This is a genomic window from Bacillus sp. YC2, from assembly GCF_019891195.1.
Lineage (GTDB): Bacteria > Bacillota > Bacilli > Bacillales > Bacillaceae > Bacillus.
This window is the reverse complement of the sequence record NZ_JAHXDO010000012.1, coordinates 62,433-83,659: the sequence shown is the minus strand read 5'-3', so window position 1 is coordinate 83,659 and position 21,227 is coordinate 62,433. Positions and strand designations below refer to the sequence as shown.

Below are 21,227 nucleotides of genomic sequence, written 5' to 3'. Positions count from 1 at the left end.
TCGATATGAGCGGCTGAAGGCTGCCGAGAACATCCCGGCAGCTATTTAATTGTCTTATTGTTCTTAGTTGTTTTCTCTAAAAAATAGGCGCTAATCCAAGATGTAATGGGAATGATCAGACCTATCCCGATTCCGGCACAAAGTATAGTGACCATTTCAGCACTAAACACTTTTGAGTTCACTAATTTCCCAAAAGAATACGATAAGTCTTTAAACCATAAAAGCAGTGCTAAATAGTTTCCAAAAAAAGCGAAGAATAATGTATTTGTATTTGTTCCTAAAATATCTCTTCCGATACTTAATCCAAATTTGAATAAATCTTTCCTGCTCATGAATGGTTTATGAATTAATATTTCGCGCATGGGAGATGTAATAGAAATCGCCACATCAGTAATTGATCCTATTGTGCTCATAATAATCATCGCGGCAGTAATTTTAACAAAATTAACTCCGACAAAAAGAGTGAATATGCCAAGATCCCCTAATTCCTCTTCACCAAATCCTTGAATCATCGTCTTTTTTGTTACGGCGAGAATAAAAAAGAGTAAAATAATAATTGTGATCAATGTAGAAATAAATGCTGTAATGGTTTTGATGTTCACTTCATTAATATAAAAAAGCGTAACACAGCTAATTACAGTCGATGAAATCAATGTTAAGATAATCGGATCTATATGCGGGTCTGTCATTAGAATGATGGTGAGGAAAAGCACAGCAAAGTTTAAAAATAAAGCAATAAAAGACCTCGCTCCTTTTTTTCCTCCGATTAAGATCATCAATACAAATAAAATGGCTGCAAGAGATACTAATACATTCATGATCTTGCCTTCTTTCGTTTAACAAAGAAAATAGAAGTATACAGACCCAACGGAATGGTTAACACAATTCCGATACCTCCGGCTAACGCCCTGGCTAACTCCAATGAAATGTTCATAGATAGGGTAAAGCCGATTGGCGAATCATTCTTGAAATACAATACCATCATTGGGATGGCGCCGCTTATATAGGCGAAAAATAGAATGTTTGTCATGGCGCCCATAATATCTTTTCCAATTTCCATCCCTGAACTCTTAAGTGCTTTTATTGATATAGCGTTATTTTCTTCATATAACCCAAAGATAGATGAAGACATTGTAATGGCCACATCCATTACTGCTCCTAACGAACCAATACATACTCCTGCCATAAACACAGTTTGATAAGGACGAGTCAGATATTGCATCTCTTCAAATCGAAGACCTTTATCTGAAGTTAACACCATAACTGCATAAGCAATGAATAGCGAAATAAACGTTCCTAACAGGGTCGCAGCTATAGCTGCATATGTTTTTTCGTTAAAACCATTAACAAGTAACAAAGATATGGCAGTAAATATAATAATGCTTATACAACATATGAAGGTTAAACCTATGTTTGGATTATGCCGGTATAAATCTAATGCATATGATAGCAAAACGGCATTAAACCCCAAGCTGATAATAGAAAATAAACCTTGTTTTTTTCCAACAATAAGTAAAGTGAAAATAAAAATCCAGACGACTGCCAAAAGCTGTTTATCACGTTTTTTGTCTATTATGCTTCCAGTTAAATCTTTATTTTCTTTTGTCTTCTTATCAATTGAAACAAACAATTCATTTCCGACATGATATTCTTGATCATTAGCTCCAGATGATGAATACTGATTAGTCAAATGGATGAGCTGACCTTTTTTCTCGCCATTTTTAATCCGAGCTATTATATGCTGTGTGAAAAGCCTATCTTTATTTTTATGCATATCCTGCATCTCAGTTTGATCTGCCAGCTTCGTTTTGGTGACTTGGGCGATTGGACGTTCGTAAAATGAATCATTTTGATTAACGAAAACAACAGAGGTGACAAAGCAAAGCGCCATTATGATATAAAACAAAATTTGTTTGTAAGTTAATTTGTTTAATATTCCTCTTTTAATCAAAAACAACCCTCCATATAGGGCAGTACCCTCGCAGATGAGACCCGCTGTGAAGTATAGAATAAACTTGATATGATACACGTACAGATGTAATTGGCTTTAGTCCTGCTTTTATCTTTACCAATTTTTAAGGTGAGTCTGTATCGCGGAATGCCTCATATTTTATCATTCAGCTATACTGTTGTCGAATCTGTTCCAAAAGAACTGAATTGTTTTATCTCTATAATGTCTTCGTGGCATACGTAATAACAATACGAGGAAAATATAAGGGGTTTCGGATTTACAAACGCAGAAGATATGGCTTCAAAATAAATCGCTCGAATTTATTTGCAAAACAGATTTTGATGTCTGCACAATATTAAAGCTCTCCTAATATTACATTAGGAGAGCTCAGCTTGCAGAGCAGCTCTTTTTTTATGCCTGGCTTGCCTTTTTACCTCTTCTTCTCTGATACAGATACAGCGCTGTACCGAGTGCGCTGATGATTAATCCGGCAAGGAGGATGGAATACATGACTGTAGCGGTGTCAGGCAATAAGCCGCCCGGCAAATGTCCGCCGGGTTTGGTGCCGGAAGAAGGCTGCTTTCCTGAGCCGTTATCTCCGCTTGTCGGCGGAGTGCTCTTTGCGTTCGCATTTAACACCGTGTATTCGCTGAAGTGATTGGTATAGCCCGTGGCGATATCATGTGAGACCGAGCCGTTGTCCGTTTTTGTATAGATTTTCTTTTTTCGGTCTACATGATAAATGCCCGGATGGTTTGCTTTTTTCGTATTGTCAATGCGCAGGGTGAGCTTGACCGGCGCTTTGAATGTCTTCACTTCTTTGTTGTTTTGCTTCATATTAAAATCGTACACATTTGACAGAGAAGCGTTCATTTTTCCTTTTGGCGTCACGCCGAACCGGGTGTCGGCCGCGCTCACATTGGCCATCGGCATTTTCATGCTGAACTTGTCATGAAATATCGTGAGAGAAGGATCGGATTCTCTGTCCTTTAACAGGCCGATCTGCTTTTTGGTTACTTTCAGGTCAATCGGTTTTTTTGCACCGTCAGTTTTATCATAATAGACAATCGGTGTGTTGGCGTTTTTCGCATAGACGGAAAACGCGTCATCATTTTCAAGCGTCCACGTTCCGTCTTTTTGTTTCGTCGGGAGATAGACTTCCTGGATGCGGCCGTCTACTTTCGGTTCGACCTGTTTCCCCAATTTTTCAAGCTGCTCCGTGAAAATTTCATAGTCGACAAAGCCCAGATCTTCTTGATGAGAAGCCTCGTTAAAAACGGAATAGCCGTCTCCGCCCGCACCGACAAAGTTATTGGTGGCGACCCTGTAGGTTTTGTCATCGGAAATACGCTGTGTGCTGCCGTCATCTTGCACGGCTGCAACGTTAAGAACGCGGTTTCCCGGCTTATGATTCAGCGTGAACGTGTATGTCAATCCGGAAACCTGAGGGAAGGCGCCGCCTTCAGCTTCAATGCCGCTTAATCCTTGCTCCAGCGCTTTTTTGATTTGTTTTCCGGTTAAATCCGAAACGTAAAGCGTATTGCCGAACGGCATCACATTCAAAACCTCTCCGAGCGTGATGTCTCCTTTGTCAATCCCTGCTCGGATACCGCCTCCGTTTGTGATGGCGAATTGAGCGCCCGCGGCTTCCTTCGCTTTTTGCAGCATGCCGTCAGCGATGAAATTGCCGAGGTTTGTTTCTTTTGAGCGGACATGCTCGCGCTGGCCGTCCAGCGCTACTTTTGTATAGCCGACTTTTTCATTTTTGACCGATACGAGCTCGTTTTTAAACGTATCGAGCTCTTGTTTCATGTTCGGCTCTTCTTTTGTCTGTTCGTCAATCGGCAGCGCTTGAAGGGAGGATTGTCCCGGCTGTACGACGCCGTTTTGATCGAAGGCGACATCAACCCGCCCTAAATATTCGCCATATTCCTTCGCTTGGGCCACAATGGTCGGCTCTTCATTTTTCACAACCTCCATTTTGTCAACCAAGGTGTGCGTATGGCCGCCGACGATTAAGTCAATGCCCTTTACTTTTTTGGCCAGATCGAGATCGCGCTGATGGCCGATATGGGTCAAGGCGATAATTTTATTTACATGTTCTTTATCTTGAATTTCTTTTACCGTTTTTTGCGCTGATTCAAAGGCGTCATTAAACACGATGCTCTTCCCGGGGCTTGATGTGGTGGATGCATCTTCTGTCGTTAAGCCGAACACGGCGACTTTTTCGCCGTTGACATCAAGCAAAATGTACGGATGGATGCCTGCTTTTTTCTTTTTCCCCGCTGTAAAGGTGTCCGGCTTTTTAATAAACGGACTCAGCTTTGCCTCTTTGGAGACATCAACGTTTGCGCTGACGATCGGGAAATCCGGCGCTTGAAAATTATATGTGCCGGCCGGATCAACGGCGCTGCCGTTGCCGCTGAGGAAGCTGGCGAGAGCAGTCGGGCCTTTATCGAACTCATGGTTTCCGAAGGTCATTGCGTCATAGCCCATTTTATTCATCATCTTCAAATCGGCCAGCCCTTGCCATTTTGTAAAATAGAGATCACCGGAGAATACATCTCCCGCATCGAGCAAAATGCTGCGGTCGGTTTCGCTTCTGATCTCCTTGATTTTCGTCATCCGTCTCGCCGCGTTATCCAGGTGGGCGTGCGTGTCATTTGTATGCATGACGGTGAGCTTCCACGTCTCATCTTTCGGCGGATCTGTGCCGGGCTCCTCATCTTTAAATTGCAGCTTGTATTGTCCGTAGCCCGCATTTTTTGATTCGCCGATATAAGCGACGTCGTCTGCCCGGTCGGCAAAAGGTTTCGCAGACAGGGAGGATTCAAATGTCAGGTTTGTCCCTTTGACCGGCAGGATGGACCAATTATTATCGGCCTTCGGATTAATCGTTTTCTGCTGGATAATATAATCCATTAATACTTGTCTGTTTTCATCGGCTGATGAGTAAACGATTTTATCATTGCTCAAGTGAGGGAAGCCGCCGCCTCCTGAAGCGCGATAATTGTTTGTGACGATCAGAAATTCCTGATTCGCGCTGACGGGTTTTCCTTTATAAGAAAGGTTGACGATTCTGCTTGAGTCAGGATGGATTACCGTCCCGTTTTCATTGTACTTGGCCGGTTTGGTGATATCGACCTGATAGGTGACGCCGTCAATGACATCAAAATTATAAGAGCGGTAACCGTCATTCAGAAGCGCTTGGCTGCCGCCTTTTGCGGCGTCAATCTGATTGAATTGCCCGGCGGACATTTCAAGCCAGTCTTTGACTTCGCTTCCTTTCAGTTTGACGATCTGAACCGTATTGTCATACAGGTATAGATCACCGATATTTTTAATGGCAAGATCGCCGGCTGCAATATTGGTGTAGTAGCTGGAGCCGTTTCGGCCGCCGGCCTTAAACGGAGCGCCTGCCGAGAGGATGGGCAGATTTTTATATTGCGTATCCTTCATCTTGTTTTCGGCATACCATTTTTGCGCGTCCGTCACGATTTGAATGGACGGATCGTCTTTGACTTGGGCGAAGAAGCTGTTGATATCGGCTTTTGTTTGGCCGACGGGTTCTCTGATGTATTTCAGTGTGCCTTCATGCGCTTTTTTAACCGTATTGACGACGGTTTCGTTTTCTGAAGTCACATTGCCGGCGATCGGCTCGATACTGCCTTTCGAATCAGACACGTGCCACGCGCCGTCTGTTTTTTCGAGCTGGAGGTCGATGACGCCCGCATATTTGCCCCAGCTGCTTGACATGACAACAGGGATGCCGTTAATCGTTCCTTTATCCACGTTGAATTTATCGACGCCTTTGTATTCCGCATCAGGGAAAAGCCCGTGCTGGTGGCCGGATACAATCGCATCTATTCCGTTTACTTTTGTAGCCAGATCAAAAACGGCATTTTCCGCTCCGGCAGATTGCGCCTTTTTTTCAATTCCGCTGTGCGCAAGGGCGATGATGACATCGGCGCCTTCAGCCTTCATTTTCGGAATGGTTTCTTTGGCGGATTCGACAATGTCCTGCACCTGAATGCTGCCCTCGAGATTTTTTTTATCCCACGTCATAATCTGAGGCGGGACAAAGCCGATATAGCCCACTTTAACCTGCTGCTTTTCTCCGTTTTCATCCGTCACCGTTTTGTCTTGAATCACGTACGGCGTAAAGCGGTTCTTGCCGCTCATGGTTTTAATATTGGCGTTGACGATCGGATAGTCAGCGCCTTTGATTGTGCCGTCTAAAAAGTCGAGCCCGTAATTAAATTCATGATTGCCGAGTGTTCCTGCGTCATAGTGCAATTGGTTCATCACTTCAATAATCGGATGGGTCTTCGCGCCTGAGATAATATCGTTTTTCTCATATTTTACGGCGTATTCTCCAAGAGGATTTCCCTGGATCAAATCTCCGTTATCGACAAGCAGTGTGTTCGGGTTTTCCTGCCTGTGTTTTGAAATCAGCTGAGCTGTTCTGGCAAGCCCGAATTCAGTTGTTGCTTTGTCGCTGTAGTAATCGTAATCCATCATGTTGGCATGAACATCAGTTGTCGCTAAAATACTGAGGTTCACACGGGAGGATTTGTTTTCTTCTGCTTTAATGGGTGATGTGGGGAGGATTAGACTAAGTATCATAACTAGGGGCAGCAGAATACGGAGTGTCATATTGACGCTGCATCGTCTTTTCTGTATTCTCACCTGTTCTCCACCTTTCAACAAATTTTTTGTTATGCAGTTCCATTGTAAGAATATTTTGTGAAACTTTATATAGATTTCATAATGATTCTCGTAAAAAGATGAAAAATGAGGATAATGACCTACGTAAAAAGGGATGGTGAGGGCCGTGCCTTGTATGTTTTACTTTAGTGTGGCTGGGGTACATTGTTTTATGTAGACTTCATCAAGCAGGAGGTAGTATAACCATGGGTAAAAAAATTGCAGTTGTGTTAACAGACTATTTTGAGGATGTCGAGTATACTGAGCCTGCGAAAGCTTTTCAAGATGCAGGTCATGAATTAACGGTCATTGAACAGGAAAAAGGAAAAACAGTAAAGGGCAAGCAAGGGGAAGCGGAAGTGAAAGTGGACGCGTCCATCGATGATGTCAATCCGAAAGACTTCGATGCACTGCTGATCCCAGGCGGATTCTCGCCTGATATGCTTCGCGCGGATGACCGCTTCGTTCAATTTGCTAAAACATTTATGGATGATAAAAAACCGGTATTCGCCATTTGCCACGGCCCTCAGCTCCTAATCAACGCGAAAACATTGGACGGGCGGAAAGCGACAGGGTTCACGTCCATTCGGATTGATATGGAAAACGCCGGTGCGAATGTGGTGGATGAAGAAGTCGTTGTCTGCCAAAATCAGCTGGTCACAAGCCGTACGCCAGATGACATTCCCGCGTTTAATCGCGAATCTTTAAAATTGCTTGCTTAAAAGAAAAGCGGGACGCCCCTTAGGCGTTCCGCTTTTTTGATGAGGATTCCCTGACGACCAGCTCAGGCGGCAGGATGATGCGCTGTTTTTTGTGCTGGGGATCGGTGAGCTTGTGATGCAGCAATTGAGCGGCTTCCTTGCCTGACTGCCGCGGAAATGATGAAACGGTGGTGAGAGGGGGATAGGAAATCTCAGCTTCCGGCACGTTATCAAATCCGACAATATCAATATCCTCTCCCGGAATGAGACCGGCCTGTCTTACCCCTTGCATCACGCCGAACGCAACCAAATCACTGAAGCAGAAAATCGCGGAGGGGCGAGCCGGCTGACGGAGCAGCTTCATCACGGCTTCATATCCTTCCTCGCGGGTCGGAGCGCTGTCAATTACAAATTCATTCCTTACCTCAAGATTTGCTTCATGAAGCGCTTTTTCAAAGCCTTGCATTCGTTTCGTCCATGTAGAGGAGTTTTTCACTCCGCCTAGAAACGCAATGTCCTTATGGCCTTTTTCTATGAAGTGATGAACGGCTTTATAGGTTCCTTCTTCATAATCAGCTCCGACAAAATCACAGTCGGCATCGGCAATTTCCCTGACGGCGAGCACAACCGGAATATCAAGCTGCTCAAGGCGTGAAAGCGTTTCCTCGGCTGCTCCTGAAACAGGGCACAAAATCAATCCGCCGACCCGGTGTTCCAGCATGGTTGAAATCAGCTGATCCTGCTTGGCGACAGAATCGAACGTCGTTCCTAAAAGCACTGTTAATCCGACGTCTTCTAACGTATTTTGAACACCGATCAGAAATTCTGAGAAAAATGTATTGGAAATGTCAGTAATGATCAGTCCTACAGTCGTCGACGTCTGTGATCGTAAATTCGCGGCGACCCGATCATATACATAACCCAGATCCCGCATAGATTGGAGCACTCTTTCGCGGGTCGCTTCTGAAATTCTCGGATTATTGCGGACGATCAGAGAGGCGGTGGATGTTGACACGCCCGCATGCTCAGCCACTTGCTGCAGTGTCACCCGTTTTTTTTGTTGTTTCATACGTCGTATTCCTCACTTGGTATGGATTCTTACAACCATTATAATCGTTTTCTTGCCTGAGAAGAAAGGGGAGAGGGCGAAAATGAAAAAACGCCGGGAGACGAAGTGTCTCTCAGCGCTTTTGGACGATTTCTTATTCAAACATTTGCTCTTTAATGTATTGAACCGGCATTTCCCGGCCTGTCCAATATTCAAACGCCATGGCGCCCTGCCAAAGCATCATGCCGAGGCCGTTAATGGTTTGGCAGCCGGCTTCTTCAGCTTGTTCGAGCAATTTAGACTTCACGGGGTTGTACACAACGTCTGTCACAATCAGATCCGGGCGGAGCATCGAAGTATCTTCAATGACGCTCAAGCCTTCCAGCGGCTTCATGCCGACGCCCGTTCCGTTTGCGAAAATATCGCTTGATGCGATTTCGGCACGCAGCGCTTCTTTATCTTCGAGCGGGAAAATATTCGCTTTACAAAGAGAATCTTTCATATCCTCGTTAATCATGCGGATATTTTCTTTCGCTTTTTCGAAAAAGGCGTCATTGCGGGCGAAGATCGAAATTTCGCCGAGGCCTTCCAATGCGGATTGGATCGCAATCGGAGTAGCCGCGCCGCCGGAGCCGACAAGCGTCATTTTTTTGCCTGTAATATCAATGCCGTGCTCTTTTAAGTTGCGGACGTATCCCATTCCGTCTGTTGAATGGCCGATCAATGTGCCGTTTTCATTGACAACGGTATTAACCGCCCCGGTGAATTTCGCTGAATCGGCGAGTTCATCAAGGTAAGGAAGGATTTTCATTTTGTTCGGCATTGATACGTTAAAGCCTCTTACGTTTAATGCACGCATGCCTGTTACCACATCTTGAAGCTGTTCATTCCCGACTTCAAAAGCGAGGTAGGCGTAGTTCAGCCCTAATTTTTTAAATGCCAGGTTGTGCATCGTCGGAGATAATGAGTGTCCGATCGGTGTGGCAAACAATCCGATGAGTTGTGTTTTTCCGTTAATGCGTCCTAAGTCTTTCTTCATGATGTAATCCTCCGTTAGTCAATTCAGTTTTCAGGTTCTGATTACATGTTTTTGTTTAAAATCGTTAATACACTGCGCAGTTCATCAACAGGAATCTGTCCGGGCGCAGATGCTTCTTTGCCTGCGCCGAATGTGCATGCGGAGCCGAAGACTTCGCCGGCAAGTCGGCTGATCAGGCCTGTTCCAGCCATAGACATCGTGATGATCGGCCGGTCTGCGTATTTGGTTTTCATCGTATGTGTGGCGTCCAATAATACGAAGACATCCTCCGTTGATTGCGGCATTACCGCAATTTTAGGAATGTGCGCGCCGTATTCCTGCATTTTGCGCAGGCGGGAGATGATTTCTTCTTTTTCCGGTGTTTTATGAAAATCATGATTCGACATGACGACGTACACGCCGTTCGCTTCCGCTGTTGCCACAATCGATTTTACTTCGGCTTCACCCGTGAACAATTCAACGTCAACGAGGTCAATCTGCTTTGTTTCTATCGCTGTTTTCACCAATTCAACGTAAAAGCTGTCTTCAATGACTTTCTTTCCGCCTTCTTTATGGCTTCTGAAAGTGAAGAGCAGAGGTGTGTCACCCGCCGCTTTTCTCACTTTCTGAATCATGTCCTTAACGGCGTCTAAGCTGTCAACATGCTCGTACACATCAACCCGCCATTCAATAATGTCAGGGTGAAGTGTATTGACGTCTTCCATTTCTTGAAGAAGTTCTTTCTCTTCTGATGCCATCAAAGGCACAATGATTTTCGGAAGTCCTTCACCGATGACCTTGTTTTTGATTGTAATGGAATTCATGATAAATCCTCTCCCTTAAAAAAATAGTTAGGCTTTCATCACTTGTTTAAAGCGGATGCCGATAAACAAAGCGAGAAGGACGCTGACGATGGCGATCCCGATATCAAGCAGGAATACAGGCGTCAGACCCGCCGCTTTTGAAATCGCTCCTGTTACAAGCGGAATGACAATAAAAGATAAGCTTGATGCTATATTAACAAAAGATGTGATGGTTCCTTTATTTTTAGGGAATAAAATGGCCATGACCGTCATCGCCAATTGCAGAATGCCCGCAGTCGAAAGGCCGATGACAAATGAGCTGATGACGGATACGGCCGGCTGATGAATAGAAATGAGAGCAAGCAGCGCAACGGCTGCAATCGCCGGATACAAGACCATCACCGTCATCGGTTTAATGACTCTGTTTAATAACACGGCCAGCAAAATAACAGAAACAAGTGAGCCGATGCTGTAATAACTTAATAATTTCACAGCTTGTACTTCAGGCATGCCTAAAACAGATTGCCCGAACTTAGGAAGCCATACTTGAACAAGCATAAACAGCGCGGTGGATGAAAAACCTAAAATGATAATGGCAAGACCTTCGCGCCAAATAGAAGGCTGTGTCTTGAATTGATTTTCTGATGGGACAGCTTCGTCAGCTTCTTTCTGTTTATGATTCGGAAACGGAACCTTCAACAAGAAAAATCCGTTTAAGAAGAAAATAATGCCCGGCACGAAAAACGTCCATCCGTAAAATAAATGTCTGTCGGCAATAAACCCGATAAAGAACGGAAGCACGGTTGCGCCGATGGATACAAATGCCTTAATTAACACAGTTGCTGAGCTTGCGTTTTTCGGAAACCCTTCAATAAGAGCCGGGTATGTTCCAGAATTTAAGAAGGAGTTAGCGACCCCCGCGCAAATTGCAAAGATAAAGGCAGCCGTATAGTCGGCTGAGAGCGGAATACCGATAAGAAAAATAAGATAAATAAACGCTCCTGACACGATAAACGGACGTCTTCCGAATGTATCCGAGAGCTTTCCTGCGAACAGGAGCGAAATCAGCTTTCCGATTCCGATGGCAGATACCAAGTAGCTGACGCCGGCTGCTGAGGTATGGAGCTGTTTTGATAGGTATATCGTTCTACTAAATGAAAAATAAAATTTTAACTAAATGTACTATTTAAGCAGAAGGAAAAGAATGCGCCCAGTTTGGTATATCGTTCTACTAACTTCAGGGTTATCATACGCCTTCTTTTTTTTTATGTCAAACGCATGAACATTATTTTTTTACTTTTTTAAGCGGACAGCATAAAAAAAGACCCGCCGCTGACGGCAAGTCTGTATGAAAATACTATTTCCGAAGAGAGGCGAGCTCTTGAGCAATGGCCTGCATTTCACTAGGGCTGAATGACTCTTTTTTCATGACCATTTGATGAAGGTATGTCAGATCCTCGATTTTTTCATCGCTGAAGTCTTCCGCTTTGATGACGCCGACATTGAGCATGTTGAGTTTTTGCGAAATATCTTCAATCATTTGGTTTAATGTTTCTGTTTGTTGGCTCGGCAAATTCATGCATCCTTTCATGACCGTATTCGTATCCTTTATTCTAACAGAATTCATTTAGAATAAAAGCTTATTTCCGAAAGGGTGAAAAAGTTGCTAAGATGATGGTAAGGTTTCTGATCCTCAAAATATGGGGAAAGAATAGGGAGGTTATCGATATGATACATGTGTTGTTTGTCTGTTTAGGGAATATTTGCCGATCGCCTATGGCAGAGGCGGTATTTTCTGATATGGTGAAGAAAAACGGGCTTGAAGGGCAGATTAAAATTGATTCAGCAGGAATCGGCGCTTGGCATACGGGAAATCCGCCGCATGAAGGAACACGGGATATTCTCAAGCAAAAGGGGATCAGCACAAGCGGCATCACAGCAAGGCAGGTGCGCGAGTCTGACTTGACAGATTTTGATTATGTGATTGCGATGGATGCTGAAAATATCGGGAATCTGCGCAGCATGGCCGGTTATAAAAAAGCGGCCCCGCGTATCGCCCGGCTGCTTGATTACGTACCGGATGCGGACCTTGCGGATGTCCCTGATCCGTACTACACCGGGAATTTCAGCGAAGTGTACGCTTTGGTCGAGTCCGGCTGCAGCCATTTGCTTGAATCCATTAAAAAAGATCATCAATTATAAGGGGGATCGGACAGATGAAACAAAGACGTATGATGGCTAAAGCGATGCTGATCGGCGCTGCTGCCGGCGGAGCATTATCCCTTTTACATAAGCCGACAAGAGAAGCATGCGCCCGCAGCATGCAGGTATGCAAAGAACGGGTGAAGCTTTACCGAAGTGACTCGGCCTTATTGAGAGAGGACGCGGCCGCAAAGATCGTTGAAGCGAAAAAAATCGCCAATACACTGTCGAATGATTTGGATTTTCTGAACAGGCAGATCACCGAGCTGAAACAAACGACACCGAAAGTCATTGAACTATTGAAAGAAACGAAGGAGCATTTTTCAAAAAAGACCATTAATTGAGGTGGGATGTCATGAGCTTTATAAAGGAGCTGTTCGCAAGGTTTACTCTGCACGAAGGACAAAGTAAATCTGCGGAACTGGCGTATTTTTTTCTTCTGTCTTTGTTTCCGTTAATGATTTTTATGCTGACGCTCACGGCCTATCTTCCCATATCAACAGAAGACGTGCTCGGCGCAGTTGATCAATATGCGCCCGACAGCGCGATGTCGATGGTGAAATCCATTACGGAGCAAACATTAAACAACCGCAGCGGCGGGCTTTTGTCATTCGGAATTATCGCCGTGCTCTGGTCGGCCTCAAATGGGATGAACGCCATCGTAAGGGCATTTAATCATGCATATGAAGTCGAGGAAAACCGCTCATTTATTATCATTCGTCTAACCTCAATTTTTTTAACCATTGCGATGGTGATCACGATTTTAATCGCGCTTTTGCTGCCTGTATTCGGCAGGGAAATCGGTCTGTTAGCCGCTGATTTTATCGGCGCCCCCGATCTGTTTTTAAATGTTTGGTCTGTTGTCCGCTGGGTGATCAGTCCGCTTATTCTTCTGATTGTGTTTACTGCGCTTTACATTTTCGCTCCGAATAAAAGGCTGTCTTTCCGTTTTGTGCTTCCCGGCGCTGTTTTTGCCGCCGCCGGCTGGATTATCGTCAGCATGCTGTTTTCATTTTACGTGGGCACCTTTGCCAACTACAGCGCGACATACGGGAGCATCGGGGGAATTATCGTTCTTATGATCTGGTTTTATTTAACCGGAACCTTACTGATATTAGGCGGAGAAATCAATGCGCTTTTACATAAACGTAAAAAGCTTCCTGATGAAAATCCCTATCGCGAGCGCAAACTATAAGTGAACGAAGACGTTCAAACCTAAAAAACGGAGGGGATCGTTCATGACCAAGCATACGAAAAAAGGCGGAAGCCACAATAAACAAAACTCAAAAAACAGTTCGAAGAATAAAACAAGCGGAAGCGCTAACGGACAAAACGGATATCACTAGAAAAAATCCGCCTGAATTTATCAGGCGGATTTTTTTATGAAGAAGAAGAGGAATAAGAACCGGCTGCCGATGTCTGCTTCGTTTTTCCGAAGATGAGCGCAAGCCAAATACCGATCAGGATCACCGTAATAAAATAAAACAAATTAGCGCTTTCAAACCGCTGCATGTACCAGCCCCCGGCCACAGGACCGATCATGCTTCCGAGACTGAAAGAAATGCCGCAGAGCAGATTGCCCGCCGGAAGCAAGTGGGACGGAAGAAGATCGCTCATATAGCTGATGCCGAGGGAAAACATGGAGCCGACCGCCATCCCGGCCATGAAAAAGCAGCCGCCGATAACAGAAGGAGTCGGATACAATCCGGCTGTGAAAAAGCATAAGGCGCCAGCTATCAAAATGACAATCAGGACGTGCCTTCTCCCATATTTATCACTTAAGATGCCAAGCGGAAATTGGAACAAAATGCTTCCGAGCGCAAACGCAGGGAGTATCAGCGCGACGGCATCAATGGAAATGCCCAAGCGCAAGGCGTAAACGGGAAAGCTCCCGTTTAATGCCGTTTCTAAAAAACCGTAGCCGAATGCCGGCAGAAAAGCGACCCAGCCCAAAAGCACGGCCCGGTAAAAACGTCTTGCGCTGTTGTCGCCGGATGTTTCGTCAGGACTGGCGGCGGGGAATTCATTATGTAAAAAAAACACAAACAGCCAGGCAGCGAGGCTGATACAGCCTGAAACGATAAACGGCAGCGACGGGCTTGCTTTCACGAGAGGAACCATAAACGGTCCGAAAGCAAATCCAAGACCGAATGACAGCCCGTAAAGCGAAATATTTCTGCCTCTGTTTTGCGCCGTTGATCTTGAGGTCACCCACGTCTGCGTCGAAAAGTGAAGCATATGATCCCCGATTCCGACGAGAAGGCGCAGAAAAAACCAAATCCATATGGATTGAAGCCATATGAAACTGAATAAGCTTATGATGACAAGAAATCCGCCTGTTACAATCAGCGGTTTGAACCCAAGCTTTCTAAGCGGCGCCTCCATGAACGGCGACGCCAATAGGACACCGATGTATAGGGCGGTGGCGTGGAATCCGTTCATGGAGGCAGATTCTCCATTCGTTTCAAAAATAACGGAGATCACCGGCAAAAGCATCCCTTGGGAAAACCCTGAGATCGAAACAAGCAGGATCAGAATAAAGAAATGCAGTCGAGACATCGCATATTTCTCCTTCACCAGTATCTTTCTTGATCGTACACCGATTTACGCCGGGCGGCAACCTGAAAATGCCAATTTGGCTTTTCACGGGTAGTGTAATCGTGGATGTTTTTGAGAAGGATATAAAAATAATCATTCGAAAAAAGGAGCCCGTGAAAACATGAATCGGATTTTTTTCTTTACGGCCGCGGCAGGTGTGCCGCTTTCGGTTATCGGCAGCCTGATGCATTGGCCGTCAGCTATTTTGTTTATTATTTATTGTGTAACGATTATTGCGCTTGCCAGTTATATGGGACGGGCGACTGAATCGCTGGCCATTATAGCGGGCCCGCGGATCGGCGGTCTGCTGAATGCCACGTTCGGCAATGCGGTTGAGCTGATTATTTCGCTGTTTGCCCTAAAGGAAGGGCTGACGGGCATCGTTCTCGCTTCATTGACCGGTTCGGTGCTCGGCAACCTTCTTCTCGTCGCCGGTCTGTCATTTTTTATCGGCGGCCTGAAATATAAGCGGCAGGAGTTCAATATTCATGATGCCCGGCACAATTCCGGCCTGTTAATTTTTGCGATTGTTGTGGCTTTTGTCATTCCTGAAGTGTTTTCGATGGACATGGGAGAAAAAAGCAAGCTTAATTTAAGCGTCGGCATCAGTATGATTATGATTCTCCTGTATGTTGCGGCCCTTTACTTCAAGCTTGTCACGCACCGCGGCGTTTACCAGCCGAACCAGCCCGCAGCCAAGGAAGAAGAAGAAAAGCCTGAGTGGTCGGGAAAAAGGGCGACAGCCGTCTTATTTTCAGCCACCGTCATTGTCGCCTACATATCTGAAAATCTTGTCCATACGTTTCATGCGGTTGCCGAACAGTTCGGCTGGAGCGAGCTGTTTATCGGGGTCATTATCGTGGCAATCGTCGGGAATGCCGCAGAACACGCATCGGCCATTATTATGGCCTACAAAGATAAAATGGATGTCGCCGTAGAAATTGCGGTTGGTTCGACGCTGCAGATCGCGATGTTTGTAGCGCCGGTTCTTGTGATTTGTTCTGTGTTCTTCCCGGTGAGCATGCCGCTCGTCTTTACGCTTCCGGAGCTTGTCGCGATGATATCATCAGTCCTATTGATGACCATGATTTCAAACGACGGCGATTCAAACTGGTTTGAAGGCGCCACGCTCCTTGCCGCTTACATCATTATGGCGATCGGATTTTTCCTGCTTTAACCTGTAAAAAGTGCGGATAACAACATTGAGAGAGGAAAAGACTAAGGGAAAATGCTATAGAAAGAGTGATATGATGAAAAAGCTAATTCATGCCACACTTATTCTGCTGTTATCCTTTAGTTTTTTCGGTGTACCATCTGCTGACGCGAAAAAACCGTTTAAGGTTCCGAACTCTGTCGTAAGCATTTCAAAAGAAAATACCTATCCGAATGCTTCCCAGGACCAGCCGACGCTTCAGCCGAGTAAACTGGCTAAGGAATTGTTAGATACATCAGAAATCAACATCGAAAACCCGCATCTGATTAAGATGCTGAACGAATCCTCACTATCCGGCTCACCGCTTGCCGTCGGTTATCGTGCGACAATATTTCTCGGGAAATGGCCGCTCGGATATCAATCGAACGAAACCGTGGCCAACTGGGAATATAAAAAAATCAATACGAACAGAGCCGATAACCGTGGCGGACAGCAGGCGGCGGAAATCACATATACGCAAGAGCAGAAATACAAAATTAAAGGCGGCCTGACAGCGAAGGTGCCGAACGCAGAAGATGTCAAAAGCATGATGATGCAAAAGGCGATGAAAAAAACGAACCTGCCGCTCGCATTTGAAACAGTCATCGGCGCCGGGACGAAACGCGATCAAATTTATAAAATCTCACCGCAGCGGCTCGGCTATTTACACGCTTATGCCCCTGCGGTTAATGAAAAAGGGAAAGTGACGTACGGAGAAGTTTATTTGGTGCTGAAAGGAAGCAAACGGAAGCTTGTCGTGAAAAATGTAACCTCACAAGGCATCGGCGCGTGGATTCCGGTCCAGGATCACGTGACATTCGGTTTTCAGATTACCGCGCAGCCAAGATAAATAAAAAAGCTGATTCCTGCTTCGGAATCAGCTTTTTTCCATGCGATATGTTTCTTCAAGCAATTGCACATTGTTTTTGTACAGCTCACGGGCGAGGACCCGTCTGACCGTCAGGCTCGCTGAGAAATAATCTTTGTCCTGCACCATGCCTTTTACGGTAAATTCAATGCCTCTCGTCACCTTATTTAAGCTCATAATCCCGTGTACTTGAAACGGTTCCGCCGCATTCAGAAATTCATCCCGCTTGAGCGAATCACGCAGTTCATCGTTGAGCATGTCGCAGGCTTTTTCTAAAACGGCGTATACCCGCTCGGGGTCCTCCTTAAAGCTGATGACCACCGATTCGGTAATCCGCATGAAATCAATGTTATAGTTTTGAAGCTGCCTGACCTCACCGTTTGAAATCGTGAGAAGCTTGCCGCTCCATTCGCGGATTTGCAGCGAGCGGAGGCCGATTTCTTCGACTGTGCCGTTGAATAGATTGTTGATTGTCACATAATCGCCTTTGTGGAGCTGGCGTTCGTATATTAAAAATACGCCGGCCAGAATGTCTTTTATTAAGGACTGGGCGCCGAAACCGATCACGATACCGGCAACGCCCGCCCCGGCTAAAATCCTGCCGAAATCATGAACAAATAAAGAAATGACGTAAAAGATAAACCCTATCGTCGCCGTATACTGTGTGATGGAACGGACGAGGCTTTCGATTGTTTTCCCTTTCCGCTCCTCTAAGAAATCAGTGCGTTTAAAAAACAACTGCACAAAGCGGTTGATGATAAACACGCCGGCATACAGCAGCAAAGCGACGATCATTACTTCAACCACTTTACTTTTCAAAATGTCCATAACCGTTGTTTCCATATTCTTTTATCTCCTGGCTTGCCGTAATGAAAAATCCGTATCCTGATAATAGCTGTTTTTGACGAGAACGTTTGGGCCGAGGCACCGGACATGAGCGCAGTGGCAGTTCAGCTCTTTGCTCAGCTTCGTTTCTCTCCATTTGTCGTAAGCTTCAGGAAGGCTGTCTGTTTTAATGTTGCCGAGCGGCGGTGTATCGCCGAAATCCGTGACGATGATATTTCCGTCAAAAATGTTGACATTCAGGCGTGAACGGCCGTCCGGGTCGTTTCTGACCGTTACGTTTTTAGCTGCGCGCAGGCGGCTGAGGAGCTGCTGGTCCTCTTCATCCGGGCTGCAGGCGTAAAACGGCAGCGTGCCGAACAGCATCCATGTCTTTTCATCCCGAATGTCCAGCAAATGATGAATGGCCTGTCTCATTTCTTTCAGGCTGAGTGATTCAAGAGCGCTGGCAAAATCACTCGGATACATCGGGTGAACTTCATGGCGCTGGCATTTCATCTCTTCCGTAATTTGACGGTGAATATGCCCGATATGAGGCAGCGTACGTTTGTTCAGCATCGTTTCTGCCGATACCATGACACCGGCCTCGACAAGCGCGCGGCTGTTTTCAATCATCTTGTCAAAATAGCGCGCGCGCTGTTCGAAGGTCGGTTTCTTGTCCATCATCGCGAAGCCGATCTCGGCAAAATCCTCCACGGTTCCCCAGTTGTGAGAAATATGCAGGACGTCCAAATAAGGGATAATCCATTCGTAGCGCTCAATATCAAGCGTCAGGTTTGAGTTTATTTGAGTGCGCACACCCCGTTCGTGCGCGTATTTTAAAAGCGGGACAACATATTCTTTTACCGATTTTAATGAAAGCATCGGCTCGCCGCCCGTAATGCTGATTGAGCGTAACAGAGGAATTTCCTCAAGCCGTTTTAATAACAGATCAATCGGCAGCGCATTCGGATCTTTAGGCTGCAGCGTGTAGCCGACGGCACAGTGCTCGCATCTCATATTGCATAAGGTCGTCGTCGTAAATTCGACATTCGTGAGTTTCATATCTCCATACTGGTCCACATCCATGTACGCTTCCCACGGATCGTACTCCGGCGTAATCGGACGCAGTTTCGTGTTTTGTGTCATGACTATCTAACTCCTTTATAAATGGGCATACTAACGTCTGCCAACTGTTAATTTTAGACCTGATCCACCAAGATCGCAAGTAGCGAAGCGATTGAAAAACAGCAAAAAATGCGCTACCATAATAAAAAATGAATGGAGTGGAAACATGGGGAATGCAGTAAACAGCAAGGATCAGCAGCTTGATTATTTAAAGAACAGACTCGATATGTTTATGAATGTCATTGATTCATTAGACCCTGAATCAACTGATGTTGAAGATATAGACCGGCTCATCGGGATGCTTGATGACCTCGAAGCGAAATACGAACGCTTTAAAAAGGATTGGGAATAAACCTCGGCAGGCGCCGGGGTTTTTTTCTTTCCATAAAGCGGCTGTATAAAAGGAGAAGGGCTTCTGCAAAATAAGGAAAAATGCAGAAGGAGTGCTGGTCATGAAATGGTTTTGTTCAGTATGCTGCATGGCCGTTTTGCTTGCAGGCGGAATAAAAAGCGCAGAGGCCGTGCCGAATGAACCGATTAGTTGGGGATTTAAACGCAGCGTTAATCATCAGCCGCCGGATGCCGGCAAACAGCTGGACAGTCTGGTCAAAAAATATGATGCCTTTTACTTGGGCAACACGAAAGAAAAGACCATTTATTTAACATTTGATAATGGATACGAAAATGGGTATACCCCGAAAGTGCTTGATGTTTTGAAAAAGCATCACGTCACGGGAACCTTTTTTGTCACGGGCCATTTTGTGAAAGAGCAGCCAGGTCTGATTAAACGGATGTCTAAGGAAGGCCATATCATAGGCAATCATTCTTTTCATCACCCTGATCTGACGACAAAAACGGGGGATCAAATTCAAGATGAACTTGATTCAGTGAGCGAGGCGGTTTATAACATCACAGGAAAGCGGGATAACCTATATCTGCGCCCGCCGCGCGGCGTATTCAGCGAATATGTGCTGAAAGAAACAAAAAGGCTCGGATACCAAACCGTATTTTGGTCCGTCGCGTTTGTCGATTGGAAGGTCGACCAGCAAAAAGGGAAAAAATACGCCTATGATCATATGATGAAGCAGGCGCACCCCGGCGCGATCTACCTCCTTCACACCGTCTCAAAGGACAATTCAGAGGCGCTTGATGATGCGATAACGGACTTAAAGAAAGAAGGATACACGTTTAAAAGCATTGATGACCTGATGTTTGAGAAAGAAATGAAGCTGCCGCGGCTGTAATAAAAAACCTCTCCGTTAAAAGGGAGAGGTTTTTGTCATTTTACGCATTTAATTAAAGCGGCCCAATCCAATTCACCGAGCCCGTTCTCTATCCCGTGTTCAAAATGGGACTTTGCCAATTCCGCAAGAGGAAGATGAAGAGACACTTTTTCAGCCGCTGCCAGCGCCAAGTTTGTATCTTTCAGTCCAAGCTTCATCTTAAAGCCCGCCGGCTCAAATGTCTGTTCGGCCATGATCGTTCCGTAATTTTCGTACACGGGAGAGCGGAACAGGGAGTTGGCAATCTCTAAAAATTTCTTTTGTTCTAAGCCGTATTGTTCCGCCAATAAGAACGATTCAGATAATGCTTCAAGCATAGAGACGAGTAAAAAGTTGGTGCTGATTTTGGCGGCATTTGCCGTTTTTGATTCTTCTCCTGCATCAAATATTTGCTGTCCCAAGCTTTTGAGAAGGGGTTCGGCCGTTTTCTTCGCTTCCGCCGGCCCAGCTGTGATGATGCGGAGATCGGCGTTCGCCGCGGCATCGGGACGGCCGAGGACGGGAGCGGCAATAAAGGACTGCCCTCTGCTCGAATGTGCGGCGGAAAGCTGTTCTGACAGCGCCGCGCTGATGGTGCTCATCGAAATATGAATGCCGTTTTCAGATAATCCGGCGATAATGCCGTCAGCTCCGAAGGTAACGTCTGTCACGGCATCGTCATCCGCCAGCATAGAGAGCACAATGTCCGCACGTTCAGCTGCCTTTCTGGGTGTTTCTGCGTAATCGGCCCCTTTTTCCAACAGCTCTGCCGCTTTTTCTTTCGTCCGGTTATACACAGTCAGTTTATATCCTGCTTTCATCACATTTTCAGCAATGGGGCGTCCCATATTGCCGAGTCCCACCATTCCTATGTTCATGCGCTTGTTCCTCCTTATGGTCCCTTTTCCATCATTATAAAGAAAAGAC

19 protein-coding genes and 1 pseudogene are annotated in these 21,227 nt (G+C 45.6%); 8 read left to right on the top strand and 12 right to left on the bottom strand.

Annotation, left to right across the window (positions count from 1 at the left end):
• Positions 1-41 precede the first annotated feature (41 nt).
• The 3 genes from KY305_RS16875 to KY305_RS16865 form a co-directional block, all read right to left on the bottom strand.
• On the bottom strand, positions 42-818 hold the full coding sequence (locus KY305_RS16875; protein WP_223063524.1) for a YibE/F family protein: 777 nt from the start codon (positions 816-818) through the stop codon (positions 42-44).
• On the bottom strand, positions 815-1,891 hold the full coding sequence (locus KY305_RS16870; RefSeq protein ID WP_223063548.1) for a YibE/F family protein: 1,077 nt from the start codon (positions 1,889-1,891) through the stop codon (positions 815-817). Before KY305_RS16870 ends, KY305_RS16875 begins: the two co-directional genes overlap by 4 nt.
• A gap of 471 nt (positions 1,892-2,362) precedes the next feature.
• Entirely contained in the window at positions 2,363-6,640 is a 4,278-nt protein-coding gene (locus tag KY305_RS16865) for a multifunctional 2',3'-cyclic-nucleotide 2'-phosphodiesterase/3'-nucleotidase/5'-nucleotidase (protein WP_223063523.1), read from the bottom strand.
• A gap of 224 nt (positions 6,641-6,864) precedes the next feature.
• On the opposite strand from KY305_RS16865, the gene KY305_RS16860 reads away from it, so the two are divergent.
• Entirely contained in the window at positions 6,865-7,380 is a 516-nt protein-coding gene (locus KY305_RS16860; RefSeq protein ID WP_214800417.1) for a type 1 glutamine amidotransferase domain-containing protein, read from the top strand.
• A gap of 19 nt (positions 7,381-7,399) precedes the next feature.
• Here the strand turns inward: KY305_RS16860 and KY305_RS16855 are convergent, their stop codons facing one another.
• The 5 genes and pseudogenes from KY305_RS16855 to KY305_RS16835 all read right to left on the bottom strand — a co-directional run bounded on the left by KY305_RS16855 (position 7,400) and on the right by KY305_RS16835 (position 11,801).
• Positions 7,400-8,428 carry a LacI family DNA-binding transcriptional regulator gene (locus tag KY305_RS16855; RefSeq protein WP_223063522.1) on the bottom strand — a complete coding sequence of 343 codons (1,029 nt, stop codon included), beginning with the start codon at positions 8,426-8,428 and terminating at the stop codon, positions 7,400-7,402.
• Positions 8,429-8,561: 133 nt separating this feature from the next.
• Positions 8,562-9,446, bottom strand: coding sequence for a shikimate dehydrogenase (locus KY305_RS16850; protein ID WP_223063521.1), 885 nt, complete (start codon positions 9,444-9,446; stop codon positions 8,562-8,564).
• 41 nt (positions 9,447-9,487) lie between these two features.
• The gene (gene aroD, locus KY305_RS16845) at positions 9,488-10,249 is read right to left on the bottom strand and encodes a type I 3-dehydroquinate dehydratase (RefSeq protein WP_223063520.1); all 762 of its coding nucleotides are present in this window, start codon (positions 10,247-10,249) and stop codon (positions 9,488-9,490) included.
• A gap of 27 nt (positions 10,250-10,276) precedes the next feature.
• Positions 10,277-11,365, bottom strand: a pseudogene (locus KY305_RS16840) (MFS transporter); the annotation flags it as partial.
• 220 nt (positions 11,366-11,585) lie between these two features.
• Positions 11,586-11,801, bottom strand: coding sequence for a DUF1128 domain-containing protein (locus tag KY305_RS16835; RefSeq protein ID WP_214800413.1), 216 nt, complete (start codon positions 11,799-11,801; stop codon positions 11,586-11,588).
• Positions 11,802-11,956: 155 nt separating this feature from the next.
• Between KY305_RS16835 and KY305_RS16830 the strand changes: the two genes are divergently transcribed.
• The 3 genes from KY305_RS16830 to KY305_RS16820 are packed head-to-tail and all read left to right on the top strand — an operon-like array spanning position 11,957 to position 13,625.
• A complete protein-coding gene (locus tag KY305_RS16830) occupies positions 11,957-12,430 on the top strand; it encodes a low molecular weight protein-tyrosine-phosphatase (RefSeq protein WP_223063519.1) in 474 nt (157 codons plus the stop codon).
• A gap of 14 nt (positions 12,431-12,444) precedes the next feature.
• Positions 12,445-12,774 (top strand): hypothetical protein, encoded by a 330-nt coding sequence (locus tag KY305_RS16825; protein ID WP_223063518.1) that lies wholly within the window; start codon positions 12,445-12,447, stop codon positions 12,772-12,774.
• A gap of 11 nt (positions 12,775-12,785) precedes the next feature.
• A complete protein-coding gene (locus KY305_RS16820; protein WP_223063517.1) occupies positions 12,786-13,625 on the top strand; it encodes a YihY family inner membrane protein in 840 nt (279 codons plus the stop codon).
• A gap of 185 nt (positions 13,626-13,810) precedes the next feature.
• Here the strand turns inward: KY305_RS16820 and KY305_RS16815 are convergent, their stop codons facing one another.
• Complete coding sequence (locus KY305_RS16815; protein WP_223063516.1) at positions 13,811-14,989, bottom strand: MFS transporter; 1,179 nt, start codon at positions 14,987-14,989, stop codon at positions 13,811-13,813.
• Positions 14,990-15,149: 160 nt separating this feature from the next.
• Between KY305_RS16815 and cax the strand changes: the two genes are divergently transcribed.
• Together cax and KY305_RS16805 are read left to right on the top strand one after the other, a co-directional pair.
• A complete protein-coding gene (cax, locus tag KY305_RS16810) occupies positions 15,150-16,205 on the top strand; it encodes a calcium/proton exchanger (RefSeq protein WP_223063515.1) in 1,056 nt (351 codons plus the stop codon).
• A gap of 70 nt (positions 16,206-16,275) precedes the next feature.
• Positions 16,276-17,070 carry a YfkD famly protein gene (locus KY305_RS16805; RefSeq protein WP_223063514.1) on the top strand — a complete coding sequence of 265 codons (795 nt, stop codon included), beginning with the start codon at positions 16,276-16,278 and terminating at the stop codon, positions 17,068-17,070.
• A 27-nt stretch (positions 17,071-17,097) separates the two neighbouring features.
• On the opposite strand, the gene KY305_RS16800 is transcribed toward KY305_RS16805, so the two are convergent.
• On the bottom strand, positions 17,098-17,931 hold the full coding sequence (locus KY305_RS16800) for a mechanosensitive ion channel family protein (RefSeq protein ID WP_223063513.1): 834 nt from the start codon (positions 17,929-17,931) through the stop codon (positions 17,098-17,100).
• Positions 17,932-17,937: 6 nt separating this feature from the next.
• Positions 17,938-19,059, bottom strand: coding sequence for a radical SAM/CxCxxxxC motif protein YfkAB (gene yfkAB / locus KY305_RS16795; RefSeq protein WP_223063512.1), 1,122 nt, complete (start codon positions 19,057-19,059; stop codon positions 17,938-17,940).
• A 145-nt stretch (positions 19,060-19,204) separates the two neighbouring features.
• On the opposite strand from yfkAB, the gene KY305_RS16790 reads away from it, so the two are divergent.
• The gene (locus KY305_RS16790) at positions 19,205-19,390 is read left to right on the top strand and encodes an SE1561 family protein (RefSeq protein WP_003155558.1); all 186 of its coding nucleotides are present in this window, start codon (positions 19,205-19,207) and stop codon (positions 19,388-19,390) included.
• A gap of 100 nt (positions 19,391-19,490) precedes the next feature.
• Positions 19,491-20,282 carry a delta-lactam-biosynthetic de-N-acetylase gene (pdaA, locus tag KY305_RS16785; RefSeq protein ID WP_214812868.1) on the top strand — a complete coding sequence of 264 codons (792 nt, stop codon included), beginning with the start codon at positions 19,491-19,493 and terminating at the stop codon, positions 20,280-20,282.
• 35 nt (positions 20,283-20,317) lie between these two features.
• On the opposite strand, the gene KY305_RS16780 is transcribed toward pdaA, so the two are convergent.
• Complete coding sequence (locus tag KY305_RS16780; RefSeq protein ID WP_316252457.1) at positions 20,318-21,196, bottom strand: NAD(P)-dependent oxidoreductase; 879 nt, start codon at positions 21,194-21,196, stop codon at positions 20,318-20,320.
• Positions 21,197-21,227: the final 31 nt, after the last annotated feature.

Excerpts from the sequence above, each read along its gene's own strand:
- KY305_RS16875 (WP_223063524.1), bottom strand. The coding sequence starts at position 818 with ATGAATGTATTAGTATCTCTTGCAGCCATTTTATTTGTATTGATGATC.
- KY305_RS16870 (WP_223063548.1), bottom strand. The coding sequence starts at position 1,891 with ATGGCGCTTTGCTTTGTCACCTCTGTTGTTTTCGTTAATCAAAATGAT.
- KY305_RS16860 (WP_214800417.1), top strand. The coding sequence starts at position 6,865 with ATGGGTAAAAAAATTGCAGTTGTGTTAACAGACTATTTTGAGGATGTC.
- KY305_RS16855 (WP_223063522.1), bottom strand. The coding sequence starts at position 8,428 with ATGAAACAACAAAAAAAACGGGTGACACTGCAGCAAGTGGCTGAGCAT.
- KY305_RS16850 (WP_223063521.1), bottom strand. The coding sequence starts at position 9,446 with ATGAAGAAAGACTTAGGACGCATTAACGGAAAAACACAACTCATCGGA.
- aroD (WP_223063520.1), bottom strand. The coding sequence starts at position 10,249 with ATGAATTCCATTACAATCAAAAACAAGGTCATCGGTGAAGGACTTCCG.
- KY305_RS16830 (WP_223063519.1), top strand. The coding sequence starts at position 11,957 with ATGATACATGTGTTGTTTGTCTGTTTAGGGAATATTTGCCGATCGCCT.
- KY305_RS16825 (WP_223063518.1), top strand. The coding sequence starts at position 12,445 with ATGAAACAAAGACGTATGATGGCTAAAGCGATGCTGATCGGCGCTGCT.
- KY305_RS16820 (WP_223063517.1), top strand. The coding sequence starts at position 12,786 with ATGAGCTTTATAAAGGAGCTGTTCGCAAGGTTTACTCTGCACGAAGGA.
- KY305_RS16815 (WP_223063516.1), bottom strand. The coding sequence starts at position 14,989 with ATGTCTCGACTGCATTTCTTTATTCTGATCCTGCTTGTTTCGATCTCA.
- cax (WP_223063515.1), top strand. The coding sequence starts at position 15,150 with ATGAATCGGATTTTTTTCTTTACGGCCGCGGCAGGTGTGCCGCTTTCG.
- KY305_RS16805 (WP_223063514.1), top strand. The coding sequence starts at position 16,276 with ATGATGAAAAAGCTAATTCATGCCACACTTATTCTGCTGTTATCCTTT.
- KY305_RS16800 (WP_223063513.1), bottom strand. The coding sequence starts at position 17,931 with ATGGAAACAACGGTTATGGACATTTTGAAAAGTAAAGTGGTTGAAGTA.
- yfkAB (WP_223063512.1), bottom strand. The coding sequence starts at position 19,059 with ATGACACAAAACACGAAACTGCGTCCGATTACGCCGGAGTACGATCCG.
- KY305_RS16790 (WP_003155558.1), top strand. The coding sequence starts at position 19,205 with ATGGGGAATGCAGTAAACAGCAAGGATCAGCAGCTTGATTATTTAAAG.
- pdaA (WP_214812868.1), top strand. The coding sequence starts at position 19,491 with ATGAAATGGTTTTGTTCAGTATGCTGCATGGCCGTTTTGCTTGCAGGC.